The sequence below is a fragment of the Streptomyces sp. NBC_00568 genome (genome assembly GCF_026341855.1).
In the GTDB taxonomy this organism is placed as follows: domain Bacteria; phylum Actinomycetota; class Actinomycetes; order Streptomycetales; family Streptomycetaceae; genus Streptomyces.
The window spans coordinates 4,722,179-4,740,039 of record NZ_JAPENW010000001.1 but is presented as its reverse complement, the minus strand read 5'-3'; the positions used below and the strand labels follow the sequence as shown (position 1 = coordinate 4,740,039).

The window sequence follows — 17,861 nt, the reverse complement described above, 5'->3', positions numbered from 1 at the left end:
GGAGGGAAGGACGGAGGGAAGGGCGGAGGGAAGGCAGGCAGACAGGCGAGCGAGGGAGCACGGCAACGAGTCGGCCGAGCGCCGGTACGCGATGTGCCGGGCGCGGCCCGTAGGTCCGACGTCGGTCGCACGGCCGGTGAGCAACGAGGAGAACGCATGTCCCTGTGGCCCGTCTACACGGGTGGGAGCGAACCCCACGACGGCATCGCGAAGCTGCCCGCGCCGCCGCCGTGGCGCGACTTCGACGGCGGTCCCGAGCTGGACACGCCCGCCGAGGACGGCGACACCTCGACCGCCTCCCCGGACCGCAGGCACCGGGCCCGCACCTACCGGGCCACCGACCGGACCGTCCAGCTCGTCAACGCGGCGCTGTACCTGCGCCGCCCGCTGCTGGTGAGCGGCCCGCCCGGCAGCGGGAAGTCCTCCCTCGCGTACGCGGTGGCACGGGAGCTGCGGCTCGGGCCGGTGCTGCGCTGGAACATCACCAGCCGCACCACGCTGCACGACGGCCTCTACCAGTACGACCCGCTCTCCCGCCTGTACGCCGCCGGCCGCGCCGCCGAGCACGAGATCCCCGCGGACAGCGAGCTCCAGGACCATCTGCGGCTCGGCCCGCTCGGCACATCGCTGCTCCCCTACCGACGCCCCCGCGCCCTGCTCATCGACGAGATCGACAAGAGCGACCTCGACCTGCCGAACGACCTGCTGAACATCCTGGAGGAGGGCGAGTACGACATCCCGGAGCTGGTCCGGGCGGCCCGCCACACGCCCGCCGCCGAGGTGATGGTGGCCGGCACGGACGACCGGGTCACCGTCTCCCGCGGCCGGGTCCGCTGCCGCGCCTTCCCCTTCGTCGTCCTGACCAGCAACGGCGAGCGCGAGTTCCCGCCCGCCTTCCTGCGCCGGTGCGTCCGTCTCGAACTCCACCAGCCGCGCGACGCCCACCTCGAAAGCATCGTCCGCGCCCACCTCGGCGAGCCCGACGCCTACGCCCGCGAGCTGATCACCCGCTTCCTCTCCCGCGGCACCGGGGGCGAACTCGCCACGGACCAGCTCCTGAACGCCATCTATCTGACCGGCGCGGCGGGGATCGACGCGACGTCCCGAGACGACCTCGCGGAGCAGCTGATGCCCTACCTCAGCAGCACCCGGGACGACGATGAGTTCTGAGGACCCGGACACCCCGGCGGGCCCGGGACCCGGAAACCCCGCGGGCCCGGAGCCGACCGCCCCGGCGGACGCGGGACCCGGCTCCCCGGCCGGTCCCGGGCCGGGCCGCCCCCCGGCGGAGCCGGGGCCCGCCCTGCTCGCGGAGTTGCTGGGGCGGGTCGGCGGCGGGGAGTCGCCGACCTCCGTGGAGCTGGCCGAGCTGCTGTGGCTCGCGGGGCACAGCGAAGGGTCCGCCGCCGTGCCGCCGGGCCGGCCCCCGTCGGACCAGCGCCCCGCCTCCCCGCGGACGCCCCCGGAGTCACCGGCGCGGTCCGACGTGCCGCCGGACCCGCCCCTCGGGGACCCGCCCGCCGGACCGGACCGGCCGGACGACGGCCGCGTACCTCTGCGTCTGCCCGGCTCCGACCCCGGCTCCCCCGACCGCGCCGGCGGCGGCGCGGTGGACGACGGCCCGGCGGACACCCCGCACACCACGCTCCTGGCCCCCGCTCCCCCGATGCTGCCCCACCCCCTGGCGCTCCAGCGCACCCTGCGTCCGCTCAAGCGCCGGGTGCCCGCGCCCGTCGGCCACACCCTGGACGAGGAGGCGACCGCCCACCGGATCGCGCGGCTCGGCGCGGCGCCCCGGTGGTGGCTGCCGGTGCTGCGCCCGGCCACCGAGCGCTGGCTGACCCTGCATCTCGTGCACGACACCGGGCCCACCATGCCCGTCTGGCGCCCACTGGTACGCGAACTGCACACCGTGCTGGCCCAGTCGGGCGTCTTCCGTACGGTGGAGCTGCACCAGCTGACCCCCGAGGGAACGGTACGGCGGCCCGGCTCGCAGGAGTCGTACGCGGACGGCCGTACGGTCACCCTGCTGGTCAGCGACTGCATGGGCGCGCAGTGGCGGGGCGGCCCGGCGGGCACCCGGTGGTACCGCACGCTGCGCCGCTGGGCGGCCCGGATGCCCGTCGCCGTGCTCCAGCCGCTGCCCGAGCGGCTGTGGCGCACCACGGCCCTGCCCGCGACGACCGCGCGCCTCACCGCTCCCTGGCCCGCGGCCCCCAACTCCGCCTACACCGTGGACTGCTACGCCTCGGACGACCTGCCCGGCCCCGGTTCCGTGCTCGCGCTTCCCGTCCTGGAACCGTCCACCCGCTGGCTGGCGAACTGGTCGTCGCTGGTGGCCGGCGGCGGCCGGCTCCCGGGGTCGGTGGCGATGCTGGACACGGCTCCGGCGCCCGCCCCGCTCGACGAGCACGGCCGTGGTGACGTCGAGCGGTGCTCCGCGGAGGAGCTCGTCCTGCGGTTCCGCTCCATCGCCTCGCCCGAGGCGTTCCGGCTGGCCGGTCATCTCGCCGTCGGACGAACGGAGTTGCCCGTGATGCGGCTGGTGCAGGCCGCGATCGAGCCGAGCCCCCGGCCGCAGCATCTCGCCGAGGTGATCCTCAGTGGTCTGCTGAGCGCCGACCCGTCGGGCCCGCCGGGCTCGTACGCCTTCCGGCCCGGAGTGCGCGAACTCCTGCTGCACACGCTGCCGCGGACCGCGCACAGCCGCACCAGTGAACTTCTGCGCAGGGTAGGCGCGTTGATCGACGCGCGGGCCGGAATGGCCGCCGGGGAGTTCCCCGTGGTCGCCCCCGGACCCGGGGACGCGGCGGCCGACGGCGAGGCGTTCGCGGCGGTACGCGAGGAGAGTGTGCGACGGCTGGGCGGCGGGACCCCGCCCCGGCCGGGCGGCGACGCAACCCCGCCCCCGGCCGGAGGGCTGGTGCTGGGCAGGTACCGGCTGGTGCGACGCCTGGGCCGGGGCAGGCAGTTGATGCGGGCCGAGGACACGCGGAGCGGCCGGACGGTGGTGGTGCACGCCTACCCGCCGACCGCGCACGAGCGGTTCCTCGAGGACGCCGGCGCACTCGCCGGTGTCGAGCATCCCAACGTCGTCACGGTGCACGACTTCGGTATCGAGGAGAACGTGCCCTATCTCGTCACGGAGTTCATCGAGGGACTCACGGTGGCGGAACTCACCGCGGAGGGCGGCTTCGCCCTGCCCTTCTCGCTGCTCGCCCCGCTGGCCCAGCAGCTCGCACGCGGCCTCGGGGCCGTGCACGAGCGGGGCGTCACGCACGGCAGGCTCACACCGAACGGACTGATCGTCCGGCCTGACGGCAGTTTGAAGATCACCCACTTCGCGCTGGGGACCGGCCGGGACCGCGACCCGTCGAAGGATCTGCACGGCTTCGGCAGTCTGCTGCGGGAGCTGACCAACGGAGCCGGGTCCGGAGAACTCAACGCGGTGCCCAGCGAGTTCAGGGCCCTGCTGTCCGATGTCCTCAATCCGCTGACCTCCTCGGATCCGCAGGCCCAGCGGCGCGGCATGGATCTCTTCTTCACGCCGTCCTTCGCCCGGGTCCTGGAAGCCGCCGAGGCCGCCCGCCACCGGTATCGGGTACTGGGACCGGTACGGATCACCCGGGGCGACCGCACCGTCCGCACGCTCGCACCCCGGCAGCAGGCCCTGCTGTGCATGCTGCTCCTGCGCCGCGGCCGGCCGGTGACGCACTCCGACCTGGCCGAGGGGCTGTGGGACGGGCGGCCCCCGCAGCGTGCGGCGCGCCTGCTGGCGGCGCACGCCGCGGCGGTCCGCGAGGCCCTCGGCCCCGGCGTCCTGGCGAGCACCGCCGACGGCTACGCCCTGCACGCCGACCCCGACGGCGTCGACCTCGCCCTCTGCGAGGATCTCGTCGCCCGCTCGAAGAGCCACCGGGACGCGGGCGACCTGCAGAGCGCCGCCGACTGCGTCCGGCGGGCTCTCGACCTGTGGACCGGTGACCCGGTCGACGGCGTCCCGGGCCCCGCCGCCGAGGCCGCCCGCGGCCGGCTCCGCGCCCTGCGCCTCACCCTCTGCGCCACCCGCGCCGAACTCGACCTGGAGACCGGCGGCTTCAGACGCGCGGCGACCGACCTCGGCGAACTCCTGCGGTCCCACCCCGGGCGCGAGGACTTCCGGCGGCTGCACATCCTCGCGCTGAAGGGCCAGGGCCGCGTCGCCGAGGCCATCGAGTCGTACCAGGCGTACGAGGAACTCCAGGCGCCCGGCGAGCCGAACCCCACCCTGCTGTCGCTGTACCACGAGCTGCGGGCCGCGCCGGATCGAGGCAGCCCCGTCATCGCGGTCGAGTACACCGCCGAATCGGGCGAGGATCCGCACACCCACAGCGTGCTCGGCCGGACGCTGACCTGGCTGCTCTCCCTGAGCGACATGGCACCGAACGAGTACGAGCTCCTCGGTCGCGACAACGGCTATGTCGTGATCACCGAGCCCGAGGCCTCCGTGCTGACCGCGCTGACCGCGGTACTGCGTGAACTGCCAGGCGCGCTGCTGGAGTTGGCGGAGCCGCCGAAGATCCGTGTGACGTTCTGGCACACCGCGCTGTTCGCCCGCTCGGGCAGCCCGACCGTGCCGCCCGAGCTCCGGCCCGACCTGGACCGTCCCGAGGCGGACATCATGGTCGTGCTCTCCCCCGTTCTGCACGAGGAGCTGATGAGGGGCGGCGGCACCGTGCTGCCCCCGGACCGCTTCCGCCCGCTGCACCGGCAGCCGTCGGTGGCGGACGGCTCCCCGGTCGCCTGGTACTGCACCCTGGATCTCCCGGAGCGCCTCCCGGAACTCGAACCGGTGCGACGCGACCTGGTCCGGGGCCCGTTCACCACCCGCGACCTCACCCGGCTCCGGGGCGCGGAGCGGGGCCACACCGCCGTCGTGCACACGGACCCGGACACCTCGCTGACCCTGCTCGACCTCGACCGACCGCGGGGCAAGCGCCCGCCCCGCTCCCTCATCACGTACTACGAGGTCGATCTCACCACCCATGGCGCCGCGCACGAGCTGCACCTGCCGAGCTACGGGCACAGTTCGTTCGCCGCCTCGGTGGAGCTGTCCTGGCACGTGGACGACCCGGTGGCGTTCGTGCGCGCCGAGACCCACGACGTGTCGAGGCGGCTCCTCGACCACCTCCTCAAGGAGGCGGGGCGCATCACCCGGCGTCACCCGCTGCGCCGCGCGGGCGCGGCCCAGCGAGCGGTGCACGAGGGGCTGCGCCGCTGGCCGGTGCCGGGGCTGTCGGTGGCCTGCTCGGTACGACTGCGGGAGAGCGCGCCGCCACCCGGGTCACCGCCGCCGGCCTCCGGTTGACGGTTCCGCACCACCGCGGCGCCCCGGCCGGCGCCGAGCGCCGCGGAATCACCCGTCCAGCGGCACCCCGCCCGGCCCTCCAAAAGGGGCGCCCCCCGCCCCGCGCGCGCAGGATGCGAGAGAGGACCGCCGCCCGGCGGAGCCCATGGTCTGCGCTCTCGGGAGGACCTGCCATGACCGCCAGTCTGGAGCAGCTGCGCCGCTGTCACTTCGCCGTCGACCTGGGCGCCGCGAGGACCCGTGTGTATGTGCGGGGCGCGGGCCTGGTCGTCGACCAGCCGAGCGTCGCCGCGATCAACACGAGGACGGGCGCGCTGATCGCGGTCGGGGAGTTCGCGGAGAAGATGACGGGCCGTACGCCCGACTACATCCGGGTGGTGCGTCCCGTGTCCGGCGGCACGGTCGTCGACATCGACATGGCTCAGCGGATGCTGCGTCATCTGCTCGGTGACAAGGTCCGCCGCACCCTGCGCCGCAAGCCCCGGCTGCGGGCCGCGGCCTGCACCCCGCACGACGCGGACCCGCTGGCGCAGCGCGCCGCGATCGAGACGCTGGTCGGGCTGGGCGCGCGCCGGGTCGAACTCGTCGACACGCTGATCGCGGCCGCGGTCGGCTGCGGGCTGCCCGTCGAGCGGCCCGAGGCAACCATGATCATGGTGTGCGGGGCCGCCGCGACCCAGCTCGCCGTGCTGTCGCTGGGCTCGATCGTCACCGCCGAGCGCATCCCGGTCGGCGGCGAGGCCGTCGACCACGCGATCGTGCAGCACCTGCGCCACCAGCACGAGCTGATGCTGCCGAGTCAGGCCGTACGGCCCCTGCAGCTCGCCCTCTCCGGGAACGGGCTCACCCCGCACGGCCCGGCCCTGACCGAGATCCACGGGCGGGACGTGGCGACCGGCCTGGCCCGTTCCGTGCAGGTCGACACCGCCGCCGTACGCATGGCGATCGAGACGCCGCTGACGGCCGTGCTCGACGGCATCGGCAAGGTGCTGCGCTCCTGCCCGCCCGATCTGGTGGCCGACCTCGGCGACCGCGGGATCATGATGGTCGGCGGCAGCGCGCTGCTCCCCGGGCTCGACCAGATGCTGCGGCAGGCGACCGGTATGCCCGTCCACATCGCCGAGCGGCCCGACGTCTGTGCCGTCCAGGGCCTCGGCTACATGCTGGAGGGCAAGATCGCGCCGCTGATCCTGGACCCGCTGGCGCGCTGACGCCCCGGCGTCCGGGAGCCTCGCATGACCGACCCCGTGCCGGGATTCCCGCTTCTCCTCGAAGCGGTCCTCAGCGTCGGCACCGAACTCGAACTGCGGGCCACGCTCCAGCGGATCGTGGACGGCGCGGCCGAGTTGACGGGGGCCCGGTACGCGGCGCTGGGGATGGCGGACCCGGGCCGGGACGGACTGGTTCGGATCCGCACGGCGGAACCGCGCCCGGCGGAGACCGGACCCGAGCACCGGCCCCGTGATCCTCACCCGACGGAGCCGGCGTCCGGCCCCGGCACCGGTTCCACCGCCGGCCCGCTCGGTGTCGGGGCAGGGTCCTCCGCCGGCCCGCTGGGTGCCGGGGCAGGGTCCTCCGCCGGCCCCGGGTCCCCCCGGTCGCCCGCGTCGGACACCTGCCTCGACGTCCCCATCCGGGTCGACGACGAGGTGTTCGGGAACCTCTACCTCGCGGACAAGTCCTCCGGCACCTTCACCGGTGAGGACGAACAGCTGGTGCGTCTGCTCGCCAGGCAGGCCGGTATCGCGATCGCCAACGCCCGCCTGTACGAGACGGCCCGGCAGCGGGAGCGCTGGATCGAGGGCGCCGCCGCCGTCACCACCGCCCTGCTCAGCGGTGGGACAGCCGACGACGCGCTGCTGACGGTCGCCGAACGCGCCAGGATTCTCGCGGGCGCCTCGGCGGGCGTCGTCCTCCTGCCCACGGCGGAGGGCGGCATGGAGATCGTGGCCGCCTCCGCCCACGAGGACCCCGAGGGCATCGTGGGCACCACCATCGCGCCCGGCAGCCCCGTGCTCGAGCAACTCCTCGGCGGGGAGCCGGTCTTCATCGACGACTCGGCGACCGATCCGCGGATGACTACACCCGTACGGTCCCGGTTCGGGCCGAGCATGATGCTGCCCCTGCAGACCGAGGGCCGTCTCATCGGCACGCTGGCCCTTCCGCGCGGACGCGGCGACCGCCCGTACACGCTCCTCGAGCGCCGCCTCGCCACGCAGTTCGCCTCACAGGCCGCGCTCGCCCTGGTCCTCGCCGACGCCCGGCACGACCGTGAGCGCCTCGCGGTGTACGAGGACCGGGACCGCATCGCCCGCGACCTGCACGACCTGGTCGTACAGCGCCTGTTCGCGACCGGCATGATGCTGGAGTCCACGCTGCGCAGGAGCCGGACGGAGGGAACCGGCGACATCGCCGGTACGGGGGACGGGCGCGGCCGGGACTCCGACAGCGCGGACTCCGGTGACGAGGGGGCCGGCGACAAGGACTCCGGTGAAGAGGACGTGCGCGCCGCGCTCGGCCACGCGGTCGACGAACTCCGGTCCACCGTGCAAGAGGTCCGGACGGCCATCTTCGCTTTGCAGCAGCCGCCCGCCGACGCTCCGACCACCTTCCGCGGCAAGGTGCTGCGCGAGACCGCGGGCGCGGCGGCCCTGCTCGGTTTTCAGCCATCCACCCGGTTCACCGGCGCCGTGGAGAACCGGGTCCCGGAGTCCGTCGGCGCGCAACTCGTCGCCGCCCTGCGCCGCGCGCTGGCCGCCGCCTCGCGCCGTGCCGGGGTGTCCCGGATCGAGGTCTCCGTCGACGCCGCGGTGACCCTGCCGGACGGCCGGCCCGGCGTCCGTCTCACCGTCCGGGACGACGCCCCCGCGGACGGCGGTGACCGCGGCACGACGCTCACCTGGCAGTCACCGCTGTGAGCACCCCGCACCCGCCGAACTGACGTCTCACCCCGTCCGACCCCGCTGTCCTGCGGGCCGGTGGATTCACACGGCCGGCCGCGTTCCAATTGCGGAAATCACGGCGCAGGATTGATGCTGTAATCCTGAAGTTTCCGTTGTGCGATAGGTCCGGCTGGTACCCTCCGCCAGTAGCTACCCACCAAGCGAAAGTCCTAAAATGAACCTTCCGGTGACGCAGGCGACGCGCCGCTCCGCCGCCCCCAAGTCCATGCGCCGGCCGCACACTCCCCTGTCGGCCATCGACCCGCTGGGGACTGCCGCCGTAAGGTCCGCCGGACGAGTGACAGACATCCCGGGACGCCGCCCGGGCAAGCCGATCACCTTCGACTCGGCTCTCTAGACGCTGCCGCTCCGCCACGGGCGCATCCAGCGGCTCACGCCGCTCCGGTGCGCCCGTCCGCGCGCCCCGGAGCCGTCAACCGCCTTGAAGGATCAAGGAGTTCGCGGTACGAGCGACGAGCCCCCGGGACTACTGTTCACCGGGTGAAGCTCCAGCAACTCGTCCTCAAGATCCACAGTCGATGCGACCTCGCCTGTGATCACTGTTACGTGTACGAGCATGCCGATCAGAGCTGGAAAGGGCGCCCGACCTTCATTTCCGAAGAAACGCTCGGGAAAGTGGCCCGGCGATTCGCGGACTATGCGGAGGAAGAGAAACTCCCTTCCGTTTCCGTGATCCTTCACGGTGGCGAACCCCTTCTTGTGGGTCCCGCCCGTATGCGAAACATTTGTGCGGAACTCGTTCGCACCATCACCCCGGTGACAGCGCTCGATCTCCGTATTCACACGAATGGCGTGCAGCTGAACACCCGGCATCTCGAGGTGTTCAGGGAATTCGACGTCAAAGTCAGCATCTCGCTCGACGGTGACCGCGCCGCGAACGACCGGCACCGGCGCGACCGCCGCGGTCGCAGCAGCCACGACCGGGTGCTGCGCGCGATCGGCCTGCTGCGCAGACCCGAGTACCGGCACCTCTACAGCGGCCTGCTGTGCACCGTGGACGTGGCCAACGATCCCGTCGCGGTGCACGACGCTCTCGCCTCCCTGCACCCGCCCCGCATCGACTACCTGTTGCCGCACTCCACCTGGGACAGCCCGCCGGACCGGCCGGCCGACTCCCCCACCGCCTACGCCGACTGGCTGCTGAGGATCTTCGACCGCTGGGACGAGCAGGGCCGCACCGTAGGGGTGCGGACCTTCGAGTCGGTCCTCAGCACGCTCCGGGGCGGGCCGCCGCTGACCGAGGCGATGGGGCTCGCGCCGAGCGACCTCGCGGTGGTGGAGACCGACGGCACGTTCGAGCAGGCCGACTCGCTGAAGACGGCGTACGACGGCGCCCCGTCCACCGGATACGACGTCTTCCGGCACACCTTCGCCGAGTTCGCCCGGTATCCCGGGGTGCGGGCACGCCAGCTGGGGCTCGCGGGTGTCAGCGATACCTGCCGGCGCTGCCCGGTGATCGAATCGTGCGGCGGGGGTCTGTACGCCCACCGCTACAGCACCGGCCACGGCTTCGCCAACCCGAGTGTCTTCTGCGGCGACCTGCGGGCCCTCGTCGACGGTGTGGCCGAGCGCATCACCGACCACTCACTCAGTCCCGCGGTCCATGACCATGACGAACTCGGCTACGCACAGGCGGAGTTGATTCGGCACCTGATGCCTGTCGTGGCCGCCCGGCACACCGGCGAGCCCGCCTGGGACGAGGTGTGGCGCGCCTTCCTCGACCTCGACGCGGACCCGTCGACCGCGCCGTACGTCGACGAGATCCTCGCCCACCCGTATCTGCACACCACGCTCAAGAACTGTCTGCACGGCAGAATCACCGGCCCGGCGCCGCTCGCCTGCGCCGTCGTCGTCGCGGCCGTCAACGCCCGCGCCGACCTCGAACTCGGCTGGCATCAGCCCACCGCCGAACTCCACCTGCCCACCCTGGGCACCCTCACCCTCCGCGAACCGGGTCCCGTCACCGTCTCGGTGAAGGCCGGTGAGCTGCGGGTGCGCACCCAGCGGGGCGACGAGTACACCCCCGGCGAGGCCTTCACCGGCTGGCGGCGCCTGCGCACCGTCCCCGTCGCGGACGGCACCCGGCTGCTCCTCGACGACGCGGACCCCCTCCGCGACTGCTACCCCGTGCCCGTCGCCCCGCCGCTGGGCACCGACGAACTCGACATGTTCGCCAAACGCCTGGGCATCGCGTACGAGCTGACGGAGGAGAACGGCCGGGGCGGCCGGCAGGCCGGCGTCAACGCGCCGCGGCTGACCACGATCACCCCGCTCGCGGCCGGAACGGGCGTACGGCTCGGCGCGCACGGGCTCGGCGCGCTCGGTCTGGCCGTCGACTTCGAGCCGGAGGACCTCGTACGGGAACTGCCGCGCGCCGGACGCCTCGCACGGCTTGCCGCGCTGCGCGAGACGGCCGACCTGAACGTGCCGGGCAACCGGGCCGGCCGGCTGCTCGACGAGGCGAGCCGCGAGCTGGGCGACGCCGACTACTGGGCGGGCGAGGCGGACCGGCGTGCTGCCGCGCTGGAACGGGCGGGCCGCGCCCTGGACCAGCTCGCCGCCCGCCCCGAAGGCGAACTCACCGAGACGGGAAGGGCGCTGGCGGCGGAGCTGCGCGGTGAGCTGGCGAGCGCGCGCCTCTCCTCGGCCGACCCGGCCGGCCGGCATGGGTGAGGGGGCGACGGGCGTGACCGCCCGGTGCGTACGGACCACGCCGGGCGCCGTACGCGGCGGGCCTCCGCCCACCGGCCGCGGCCCGCGCCCGCCCGGCGGGGTCCCGGGGGCGATCGGGGCGCGCCGCCGCGTGATCTCGCGACGGAACGGGAAATGGCGGGGTGACCGGTGCGGCTCTTCGGGACGCGGGATGCCGTCGATCCGGTCGGAGTCCAGATGTCTGGATATCGCCAGGGTTTGACGTGAAAGAGGCGACCCGTGCGGGCCCTCGGTCGGGAAGATTGTTGGTTCCGGCCAGGTGAACATCCCGTAGGGGCTCATCCACAGCAGGGGGGCGCGTGGACATACCTGAACGGGCATCGGACAACCGGCCTTATTTTTTTCTGAGTTACGCCCACACACCGGCCTGGGGGCTGGGCGGCGGGGATCCGGACCACTGGGTGCAGGTCCTCTTCACCGATCTGTGCGACCACATCATGGCCCTGACCGATCTGCCGGCCGGCATACCCGCCGGGTTCATGGACCGGGAGATGCGCTCGGGGGACGGCTGGCCGGAGAAACTCAGCGAAAACCTCGCCACCTGCCGGGTGTTCGTGCCGCTGTTCTCGCCGCGCTACTTCACCAGTGAGAGTTGCGGCCGGGAATGGTTCGCCTTCAACGAACGTATTCTGCGGGCCCGGGCGACCGGGACCGGTGCGGTGCAGGCGATCGTCCCGGCGCTGTGGACGCATATCGACTACGCCCAACTCCCCGATTCCGTACGGCATATCCATGTGGACCACGCCCAGTTCGGCGACCGGTACGCGGCCAACGGGATCTACGGTCTGATCAAGCTCAACCGGCTGCGCGACGAGTACGAGGAAACGGTTCTCGGGCTGGCGCAGCGGATCGTGCAGATCGCGCAGGATTCTCCGCTGCCCTCCAGCAGGCCACGGCCCTACGAGCGCACGCCGAGCGCGTTCAAGCCGCGGGGAGAGGGCCCCCGGCGCATCCATCTGACGGTGGCGGCGCCCACCCGGCACACCATCCCCGAGCATCGTGACGTCCGCCCGTACGGCGAGGACGCGCAGGACTGGAATCCGTACCACTCGGAGTCGACCCGTTCGCTGCCCTCCCTCGCCGAGGAGCTGATCCGGTCTCTGGACTACCGGATCACGGTGTCCTCCTTCGACGACGAGGCCACCGACGACGACCTGGAATCGGACGACTCGGAGAAGGCGGGGCCCAGCCATCCGGGGATTCTGCTCATCGACCGGTGGGCGCTCACCGACGAGGAACGGGCGCGCAGGCTGAAGGCGTTCGACGCCGGTGCCCGCCCCTGGGTGAGCGCGATCGTCCCGTGGAACCGGGCGGACATCCAGTGCCACGGCGAGGAGGGCCGCAAGCTGGCGGCGGACCTCGAACGGACGCTGCCGGTGATCCTGGACCGGGGGCGGCGTGCCGACTGCCGCTCCGCCGTCAACGGCGTACCCACCCTGAAGGCCTTCACCGACGTACTCCCTGTCGTCGTCGCGCACGCGACCCGGCAGTACCTCAAGCACGCCGAGGCGCATCCGCCCGCGGGTCCGCCGATCCGCCGGCCCCGTCTGATGGGCCCCACCCACCCGCCGCTGCCCGAAGGCGGATCCGACCACGGAGGAGAAGAAGCATGACGGCCGTGCAGGACGGACGGATCATCACCTTCTACTCGTACAAGGGGGGCACGGGCCGCACCATGGCCCTGGCCAACACGGCCTGGATCCTCGCGGCCAACGGCAAACGCGTCCTCGCCGTGGACTGGGACCTGGAAGCCCCCGGCCTGCACCGCTTCTTCCATCCCTTCCTCAATCCCAACGCACTCGCGGCCACCACCGGTGTCATCGACCTCATCAACGAGTACGCGTGGGCGGCGACCACCGGAACCCAGCGCTCCGGCCAGTGGCACCGGGACTACGCGCGCGTCGAGCAGCACGCCATCTCGCTGACGCCCGAGCGGCTCGGACTGCGGTTCCAGGAGGGTGGCTCCCTCGACTTCCTCTCCGCCGGGCGCCAGGACCGCTCGTACTCGGCGAGCGTGTCGTCCTTCGAATGGGACAACTTCTACGAACGCCTCGGCGGCGGGCTCTTCCTCGACGCGCTGCGCGACGACATGAAGGCGTCCTACGACTACGTCCTGATCGACAGCCGCACCGGGCTGTCCGACAACGCCGACATCTGCACCGTGCAGATGCCCGATGTGCTGGTGGACTGCTTCACGCTCAGCGACCAGTCCCTCGACGGCGCGGCGGCCGTGGCCCGCAGCGTCGAGGACGGCTACCGCACGCGCAAGATCCGGGTCCTGCCGGTGCCGATGCGGATCGACGAGGGCGAGAAGGAGAAGGTGGACGCCGGCCGGGCGCTGGCCCGGCTGAAGTTCGACGGGCTGCCCAAGGGGCTCGGCGGGGAGGAGCTGGCGGGCGAGGAGCTGACCGCCTACTGGGGCGCCGTCGAGATCCCGTACCGCCCCTACTACGCCTACGAGGAGACCCTCGCCACCGTGGGCGACGAGAGCGGGATCGCCAACTCCCTGCTGTCCGCCTTCGAGCGGCTCACCGCGGTGATCTCGGACGGCGAGATCACCGTCCTGCCGCCGGTGCCGGAGCCGGTGCGGCTGCGCTGCCGCGACGCGTTCCTGAGGCGGCGGCCGATGACGACCGCGGCCGACGTGGTGATCGCGTACACCGCGGAGAACCGCGTCTGGGCCGACTGGATCGAGTCGCTCCTCAAGCGGGCCGGCTGCAACGTCACCCCGCACGACATCGCGAGCGGCCCCGTCGAGCATCCCGACCCGGCGACCCGCACCCTCGTGCTGCTGTCGAAGGCGTTCCGCAAGTCGCGGCACGCCGAGCCCGTCTGGCGCGCCCTGGCCGAGGTGGACGGCGAGGCCGCGCACGGCACGATCGTCCCGGTGCGGGTCGACGAGGTCCATCTCCCGCAGTACTACCTCGACCGCAACCCGGTCGATCTGCACCGGCTCGACGAGACACAGTGCGTCAGCTCCCTGCTGGGAGCCCTGGAGCTGCCGGGCCGGCCCGTCGAGGGCAGCGCGTCCGGGCCCCGGTTCCCCGGCAGCACCCCGGCGATCTGGAGCGCGCCCCAGCGCAACAGCATGTTCACCGGGCGCGATGTCATCCTCGACCATGTCCGCGACCAGCTCGGCAGCGGCATCTCGGTCGTCCTGCCGCAGCCGCAGGCCCTGTACGGACTGGGGGGCGTCGGCAAGACCCAGGTGGCGCTGGAGTACGTGCACCGGTTCATGGCCGACTACGACCTCGTGTGGTGGATCTCCGCCGAGGACCCCGACAACGTCGTCTCCTCGCTCGCCGAACTCGCCGCCCGCATCGGCGCGCCCAGCGCCGAGGACATCAACCTGGCCAGCCAGGAAGCCGTGCGGATGCTGGCCCGCGGGGCGCCGACCAAGCGCTGGATCCTGGTCTTCGACAACGCCGACGACCCGGCGCAGCTCAAGCGCTTCTTCCCGGAGGGCGGCGGCGGGCACATCCTGGTCACCTCCCGCAACCAGGCCTGGGCGCAGCAGGGCGCCTCGCTGCCCATCGACGTGTTCCTGCGCGAGGAGAGCGTCGAGCACCTCACCCGGCGGGCCTCGGGGCTGAGCGTCAAGGAGGCGGAGCGGGTGGCGACCGCGGTCGGCGATCTGCCGCTCGCGGTGGAACAGGCGGCGGCCTGGCTCGCGGAGACGGCCACCCCGATCGAGGAGTATCTGCGTCAGCTCGCCGAACAGACCACCGAGGTACTGGACCTGAACCAGGCCGTCGACTACCCGAAGACGGTGGCCGCGACCTGGAACATCTCCATAGCCCGGCTGCGCGAACGCTCCCCGGCCTCCGTACGGCTGCTGCAGCTGTGCGCGTTCATGGCGGCCGAGCCGATCTCCTCGCACCTGCTCTACAGCAAGGAGATGATCGACGCTCTGCGGCCCTACGATCCCGCTCTCCAGGAGAGTCTGCTGCTCGGCCGGGTGATCCGCGAGATCGGCCGGTTCGCCCTCGCCAAGGTCGACCAGGTCAGCAACAGCATCCAGGTCCACCGGCTGGTGCAGGCCGTGATCCGCTCGCAGCTCAGCGAGGACGAGCAGCGGCAGGCCCGGCACGTGGTGCACACGGTCCTCGCGGGCTGCCGGCCCGACGGCGACGAGCCGATCGACGACCCGGAGACCTGGCCGCGCTTCGCGGTCATCTGGCCGCACCTGCCGGCCTCGGCCTCCGACGCCCGCAACTGCACCGAGGCCGGGACCCGCAGGCTGCTCATCGACCGCGTCCGCTATCTGTGGAAGCGCGGTGACTTCCCCGGTGCCCAGGCGTTCGCCGAGGACCTCCTCGACCACTGGAAGCCGATCCTCGGCGAGGACGACGTCCAGTATCTGTACCTCCGGGCCCAGCTCGGCAACATCCTGCGCTCCCAGGGGCTGTACGTGGAGGCCCGCGAGATCAACACCGAGCTCCTGGAACGCCAGAAGCGGGTCCTCGGGCCCTCGCACCCCCATACGTACGTCACCATGTCCAGCCTCGCCAGCGATCTCGCGGCGCTCGGTGTGTACGAGTCGGCGGTGGAGTTCGCCCGCGAGGCGCACGACGGCTTCAGCCAGATCTTCCACGAGTCGCACCGGCGCACCCTCAGCGCCGCCAACAACCTCGCGCTGGCACTGCGCATGGTCGGCCGCTACGGCGAGGCCCGCGTCCTCGACCAGGAGACCTTCGACCGGCGCGTCGAGGTCCTCGGCCCCGACCACCCGTACACGCTCGCCTCGGCGGCCCGCCTCGGCCGCGATCTGCGCGAGGTCGGCCGGTACGCCGAGTCGGTGTCCCTTCTCTCCCGCGCCTACGACGCCCACAAACGCATCCTCGGCAAGGGCTTCCCGGGCACGCTGAGCTGCGCCAAGTCGCTCGCCGTGTCGCTGCGCCGGGCGGGCCAGCTCGAGGACGCCCGCCGGCTCACGACCGCCACGCGCGGCCAGTACCGGCAGCAGTACGAGGCGCCGACGCCGGACTCGCTCGCCTGCGACCTCAACATGGCCGCGGACCTGTTCGCCGCGGACGAGCGGGAGGCGGCGCGCGAGGTCGCCCGTGAAGCCCTGGCGGAGTACATGAAGGTGCCGGGCGAGGCCCATCCGTACACCCAGGCCGCGCTCAACAACCTGGGGATATTCCACTGGGGCTGCGGCGACACCGAGGAGGCGGAGAAGGTGTTCCGCAAGGTGCTGCGCCGGATGGGCGACGTCCTCGGGGAGAAGCACCCCCACACCCTGTTCACCGGCATCAACTACGCCAACGTCCTCGCCGACCAGGGCCGTCTCACCGAGGCCCGTGAACTGGAGGACAACGCCGTCCAGACCCTCCGCGTGGTGCTCGGGCCCCACCATCCGGAAACCCTCGCCATCGTGGCGAACACCGGACTGACCCTGGCCGCGCTGGGCCGCAAGGACGAGGCCCGCCGCATGCGCGCCGAGGCCCTCGCGGAGCTGCGCTCTTTGCTCGGCGACGAGAACGGGATGACCCGGGTCGCCGCGGACGACCGCCGCATATACCGGGACCTGGAACCGCTGGCGGTGTGAGGACGCCCGCCTTCCGGGCGCCGGTGGGGCCGGTCATCGGCTCCTCCGGCGCTCGGCACCGGGGGCCGGAGGAGCGGTCCGGCACCGGTTTCCGGAGGAGCGGTCCGGCACCCGGTCCCGGAGGGGCGGTCCGGCCGGCGGCCCCTGGAGGCCTGCCGCCGAGTGCCTTCGGGCGCCCGGCTGCGAGAGGCGAGGGCCTTCAGGCAAGAGCCTTCAGGCCGAGGCGGGGGCCTGGGAGCGCCGGCCCGCGGACGCGGCAGGGGCGCAGGGGGCGACCGCCTCCGGGGTCCTTCCCCGCCGGTGCCCGGGCCAGACCGGCACGTCCGCCAGCAGCCAGGCCAGCACCTTGGGCAGGGCCCGGAGGGCGGCGAAGTGCGCGGCGGTGGGTTCGAGCACCGCCGTGGCCCGGGGAATCCGCGCGGCCATCCAGGACGAGTGCGAGGCCGGGGAGAACACGTCCTTCACGCCGTGCCACAGCAGCACCGGCACCTGGATCTCCGCCGGATCGAAGCCCCACTGCCCGGTCAGCGCCAGCGCGTCGTCGATCCAGCCGTACGGCGATGTCCGCAGCGCCTCGCGGTAGTTGCGCAACAGCATCGAACGAATCGTGTTGTCGGAGACGATCTGCCGGTCGTCATCGGTGAGTTCGGGCCGCAGCTCCTCCAACAGGCGTACCGGATCGCGCCGGATGACGGCGGACCGCGGAATCAGCCGCGCGGTGAACCGGTCCGGATCGTCGAACGCCGTCCGGAACTCATGGACGTTGGACGGCGCCATCCCGGCGAACCAGTCCAGCCCCTCGGCGTCGCGCGGAGCGAGCCCCACCAGCGCGGCGGCCCGGGTCACCCGCTGCGGCATCAGCGCGGCACAGGCCAGCGCGTGCGGGGCGCCCCCGGACCGTCCGGCGACGGCGAACCGCTCGATCCCCAGGGCGTTCGCGATGCAGGCCACGTCCTGCACGACGTCGACGACACGCCGCCCCTGCATCCGGTCCGAACCGCCGTACCCCGGGCGGTCGTAGCTGATCAGCCGGGTGCCGCGCTGGTACAGGAACATGGCCCGCGGCCGGGGGCCGACCCGGCTGCCGGGCATGCCGTGCAGCAGGAACACCGGGCGCCCCCGCGGATCCCCCGAGACTTCGACGCGCAGCAGCCGCCCGTCGGCGGTCCGCACATGGTCACGCACAGCGCTCCCCCTCCCTCGGTCCGGACGGACCGGGACAAACGCTGCACGTTCCCTGCCCGGCCGTCCGGGTGACGAAACGACAGCGCAGGTCAAGTCGGCTCCA

9 protein-coding genes are annotated in these 17,861 nt (G+C 72.9%); 8 read left to right on the top strand and 1 reads right to left on the bottom strand.

What is annotated here, in order from left to right; translation table 11 throughout:
- Positions 1-156 precede the first annotated feature (156 nt).
- From OOK38_RS20545 to fxsT, 8 genes are all read left to right on the top strand, one after another.
- The gene (locus OOK38_RS20545; RefSeq protein WP_266758411.1) at positions 157-1,170 is read left to right on the top strand and encodes a MoxR family ATPase; all 1,014 of its coding nucleotides are present in this window, start codon (positions 157-159) and stop codon (positions 1,168-1,170) included.
- Positions 1,160-5,347 (top strand): SAV_2336 N-terminal domain-related protein, encoded by a 4,188-nt coding sequence (locus OOK38_RS20540; RefSeq protein ID WP_266758413.1) that lies wholly within the window; start codon positions 1,160-1,162, stop codon positions 5,345-5,347. The genes OOK38_RS20545 and OOK38_RS20540 overlap by 11 nt, the downstream gene beginning before the upstream one ends.
- A gap of 173 nt (positions 5,348-5,520) precedes the next feature.
- Positions 5,521-6,558, top strand: a complete 1,038-nt coding sequence (locus OOK38_RS20535) for a rod shape-determining protein (RefSeq protein ID WP_266758415.1) — start codon at positions 5,521-5,523, stop codon at positions 6,556-6,558.
- 24 nt (positions 6,559-6,582) lie between these two features.
- A complete protein-coding gene (locus OOK38_RS20530) occupies positions 6,583-8,265 on the top strand; it encodes a GAF domain-containing protein (RefSeq protein WP_266758417.1) in 1,683 nt (560 codons plus the stop codon).
- A gap of 199 nt (positions 8,266-8,464) precedes the next feature.
- Complete coding sequence (locus tag OOK38_RS20525; protein WP_266758419.1) at positions 8,465-8,647, top strand: hypothetical protein; 183 nt, start codon at positions 8,465-8,467, stop codon at positions 8,645-8,647.
- Between the two features lie 143 nt (positions 8,648-8,790).
- On the top strand, positions 8,791-10,983 hold the full coding sequence (gene fxsB / locus OOK38_RS20520; protein WP_266758421.1) for a radical SAM/SPASM protein FxsB, inactivated metallohydrolase extension form: 2,193 nt from the start codon (positions 8,791-8,793) through the stop codon (positions 10,981-10,983).
- Positions 10,984-11,321: 338 nt separating this feature from the next.
- Positions 11,322-12,635 (top strand): TIR-like protein FxsC, encoded by a 1,314-nt coding sequence (locus OOK38_RS20515; protein ID WP_266758423.1) that lies wholly within the window; start codon positions 11,322-11,324, stop codon positions 12,633-12,635.
- Positions 12,632-16,573: an FxSxx-COOH system tetratricopeptide repeat protein gene (fxsT, locus tag OOK38_RS20510; RefSeq protein ID WP_266758425.1), complete on the top strand. Its 3,942-nt coding sequence runs from the start codon at positions 12,632-12,634 to the stop codon at positions 16,571-16,573. The genes OOK38_RS20515 and fxsT overlap by 4 nt, the downstream gene beginning before the upstream one ends.
- A gap of 213 nt (positions 16,574-16,786) precedes the next feature.
- On the opposite strand, the gene OOK38_RS20505 is transcribed toward fxsT, so the two are convergent.
- Positions 16,787-17,758, bottom strand: coding sequence for an alpha/beta fold hydrolase (locus OOK38_RS20505; protein ID WP_266758427.1), 972 nt, complete (start codon positions 17,756-17,758; stop codon positions 16,787-16,789).
- Positions 17,759-17,861: the final 103 nt, after the last annotated feature.

Excerpts from the sequence above, each read along its gene's own strand:
- OOK38_RS20535 (WP_266758415.1), top strand. The coding sequence starts at position 5,521 with ATGACCGCCAGTCTGGAGCAGCTGCGCCGCTGTCACTTCGCCGTCGAC.
- OOK38_RS20545 (WP_266758411.1), top strand. The coding sequence starts at position 157 with ATGTCCCTGTGGCCCGTCTACACGGGTGGGAGCGAACCCCACGACGGC.
- OOK38_RS20540 (WP_266758413.1), top strand. The coding sequence starts at position 1,160 with ATGAGTTCTGAGGACCCGGACACCCCGGCGGGCCCGGGACCCGGAAAC.
- fxsT (WP_266758425.1), top strand. The coding sequence starts at position 12,632 with ATGACGGCCGTGCAGGACGGACGGATCATCACCTTCTACTCGTACAAG.
- OOK38_RS20525 (WP_266758419.1), top strand. The coding sequence starts at position 8,465 with ATGAACCTTCCGGTGACGCAGGCGACGCGCCGCTCCGCCGCCCCCAAG.
- OOK38_RS20530 (WP_266758417.1), top strand. The coding sequence starts at position 6,583 with ATGACCGACCCCGTGCCGGGATTCCCGCTTCTCCTCGAAGCGGTCCTC.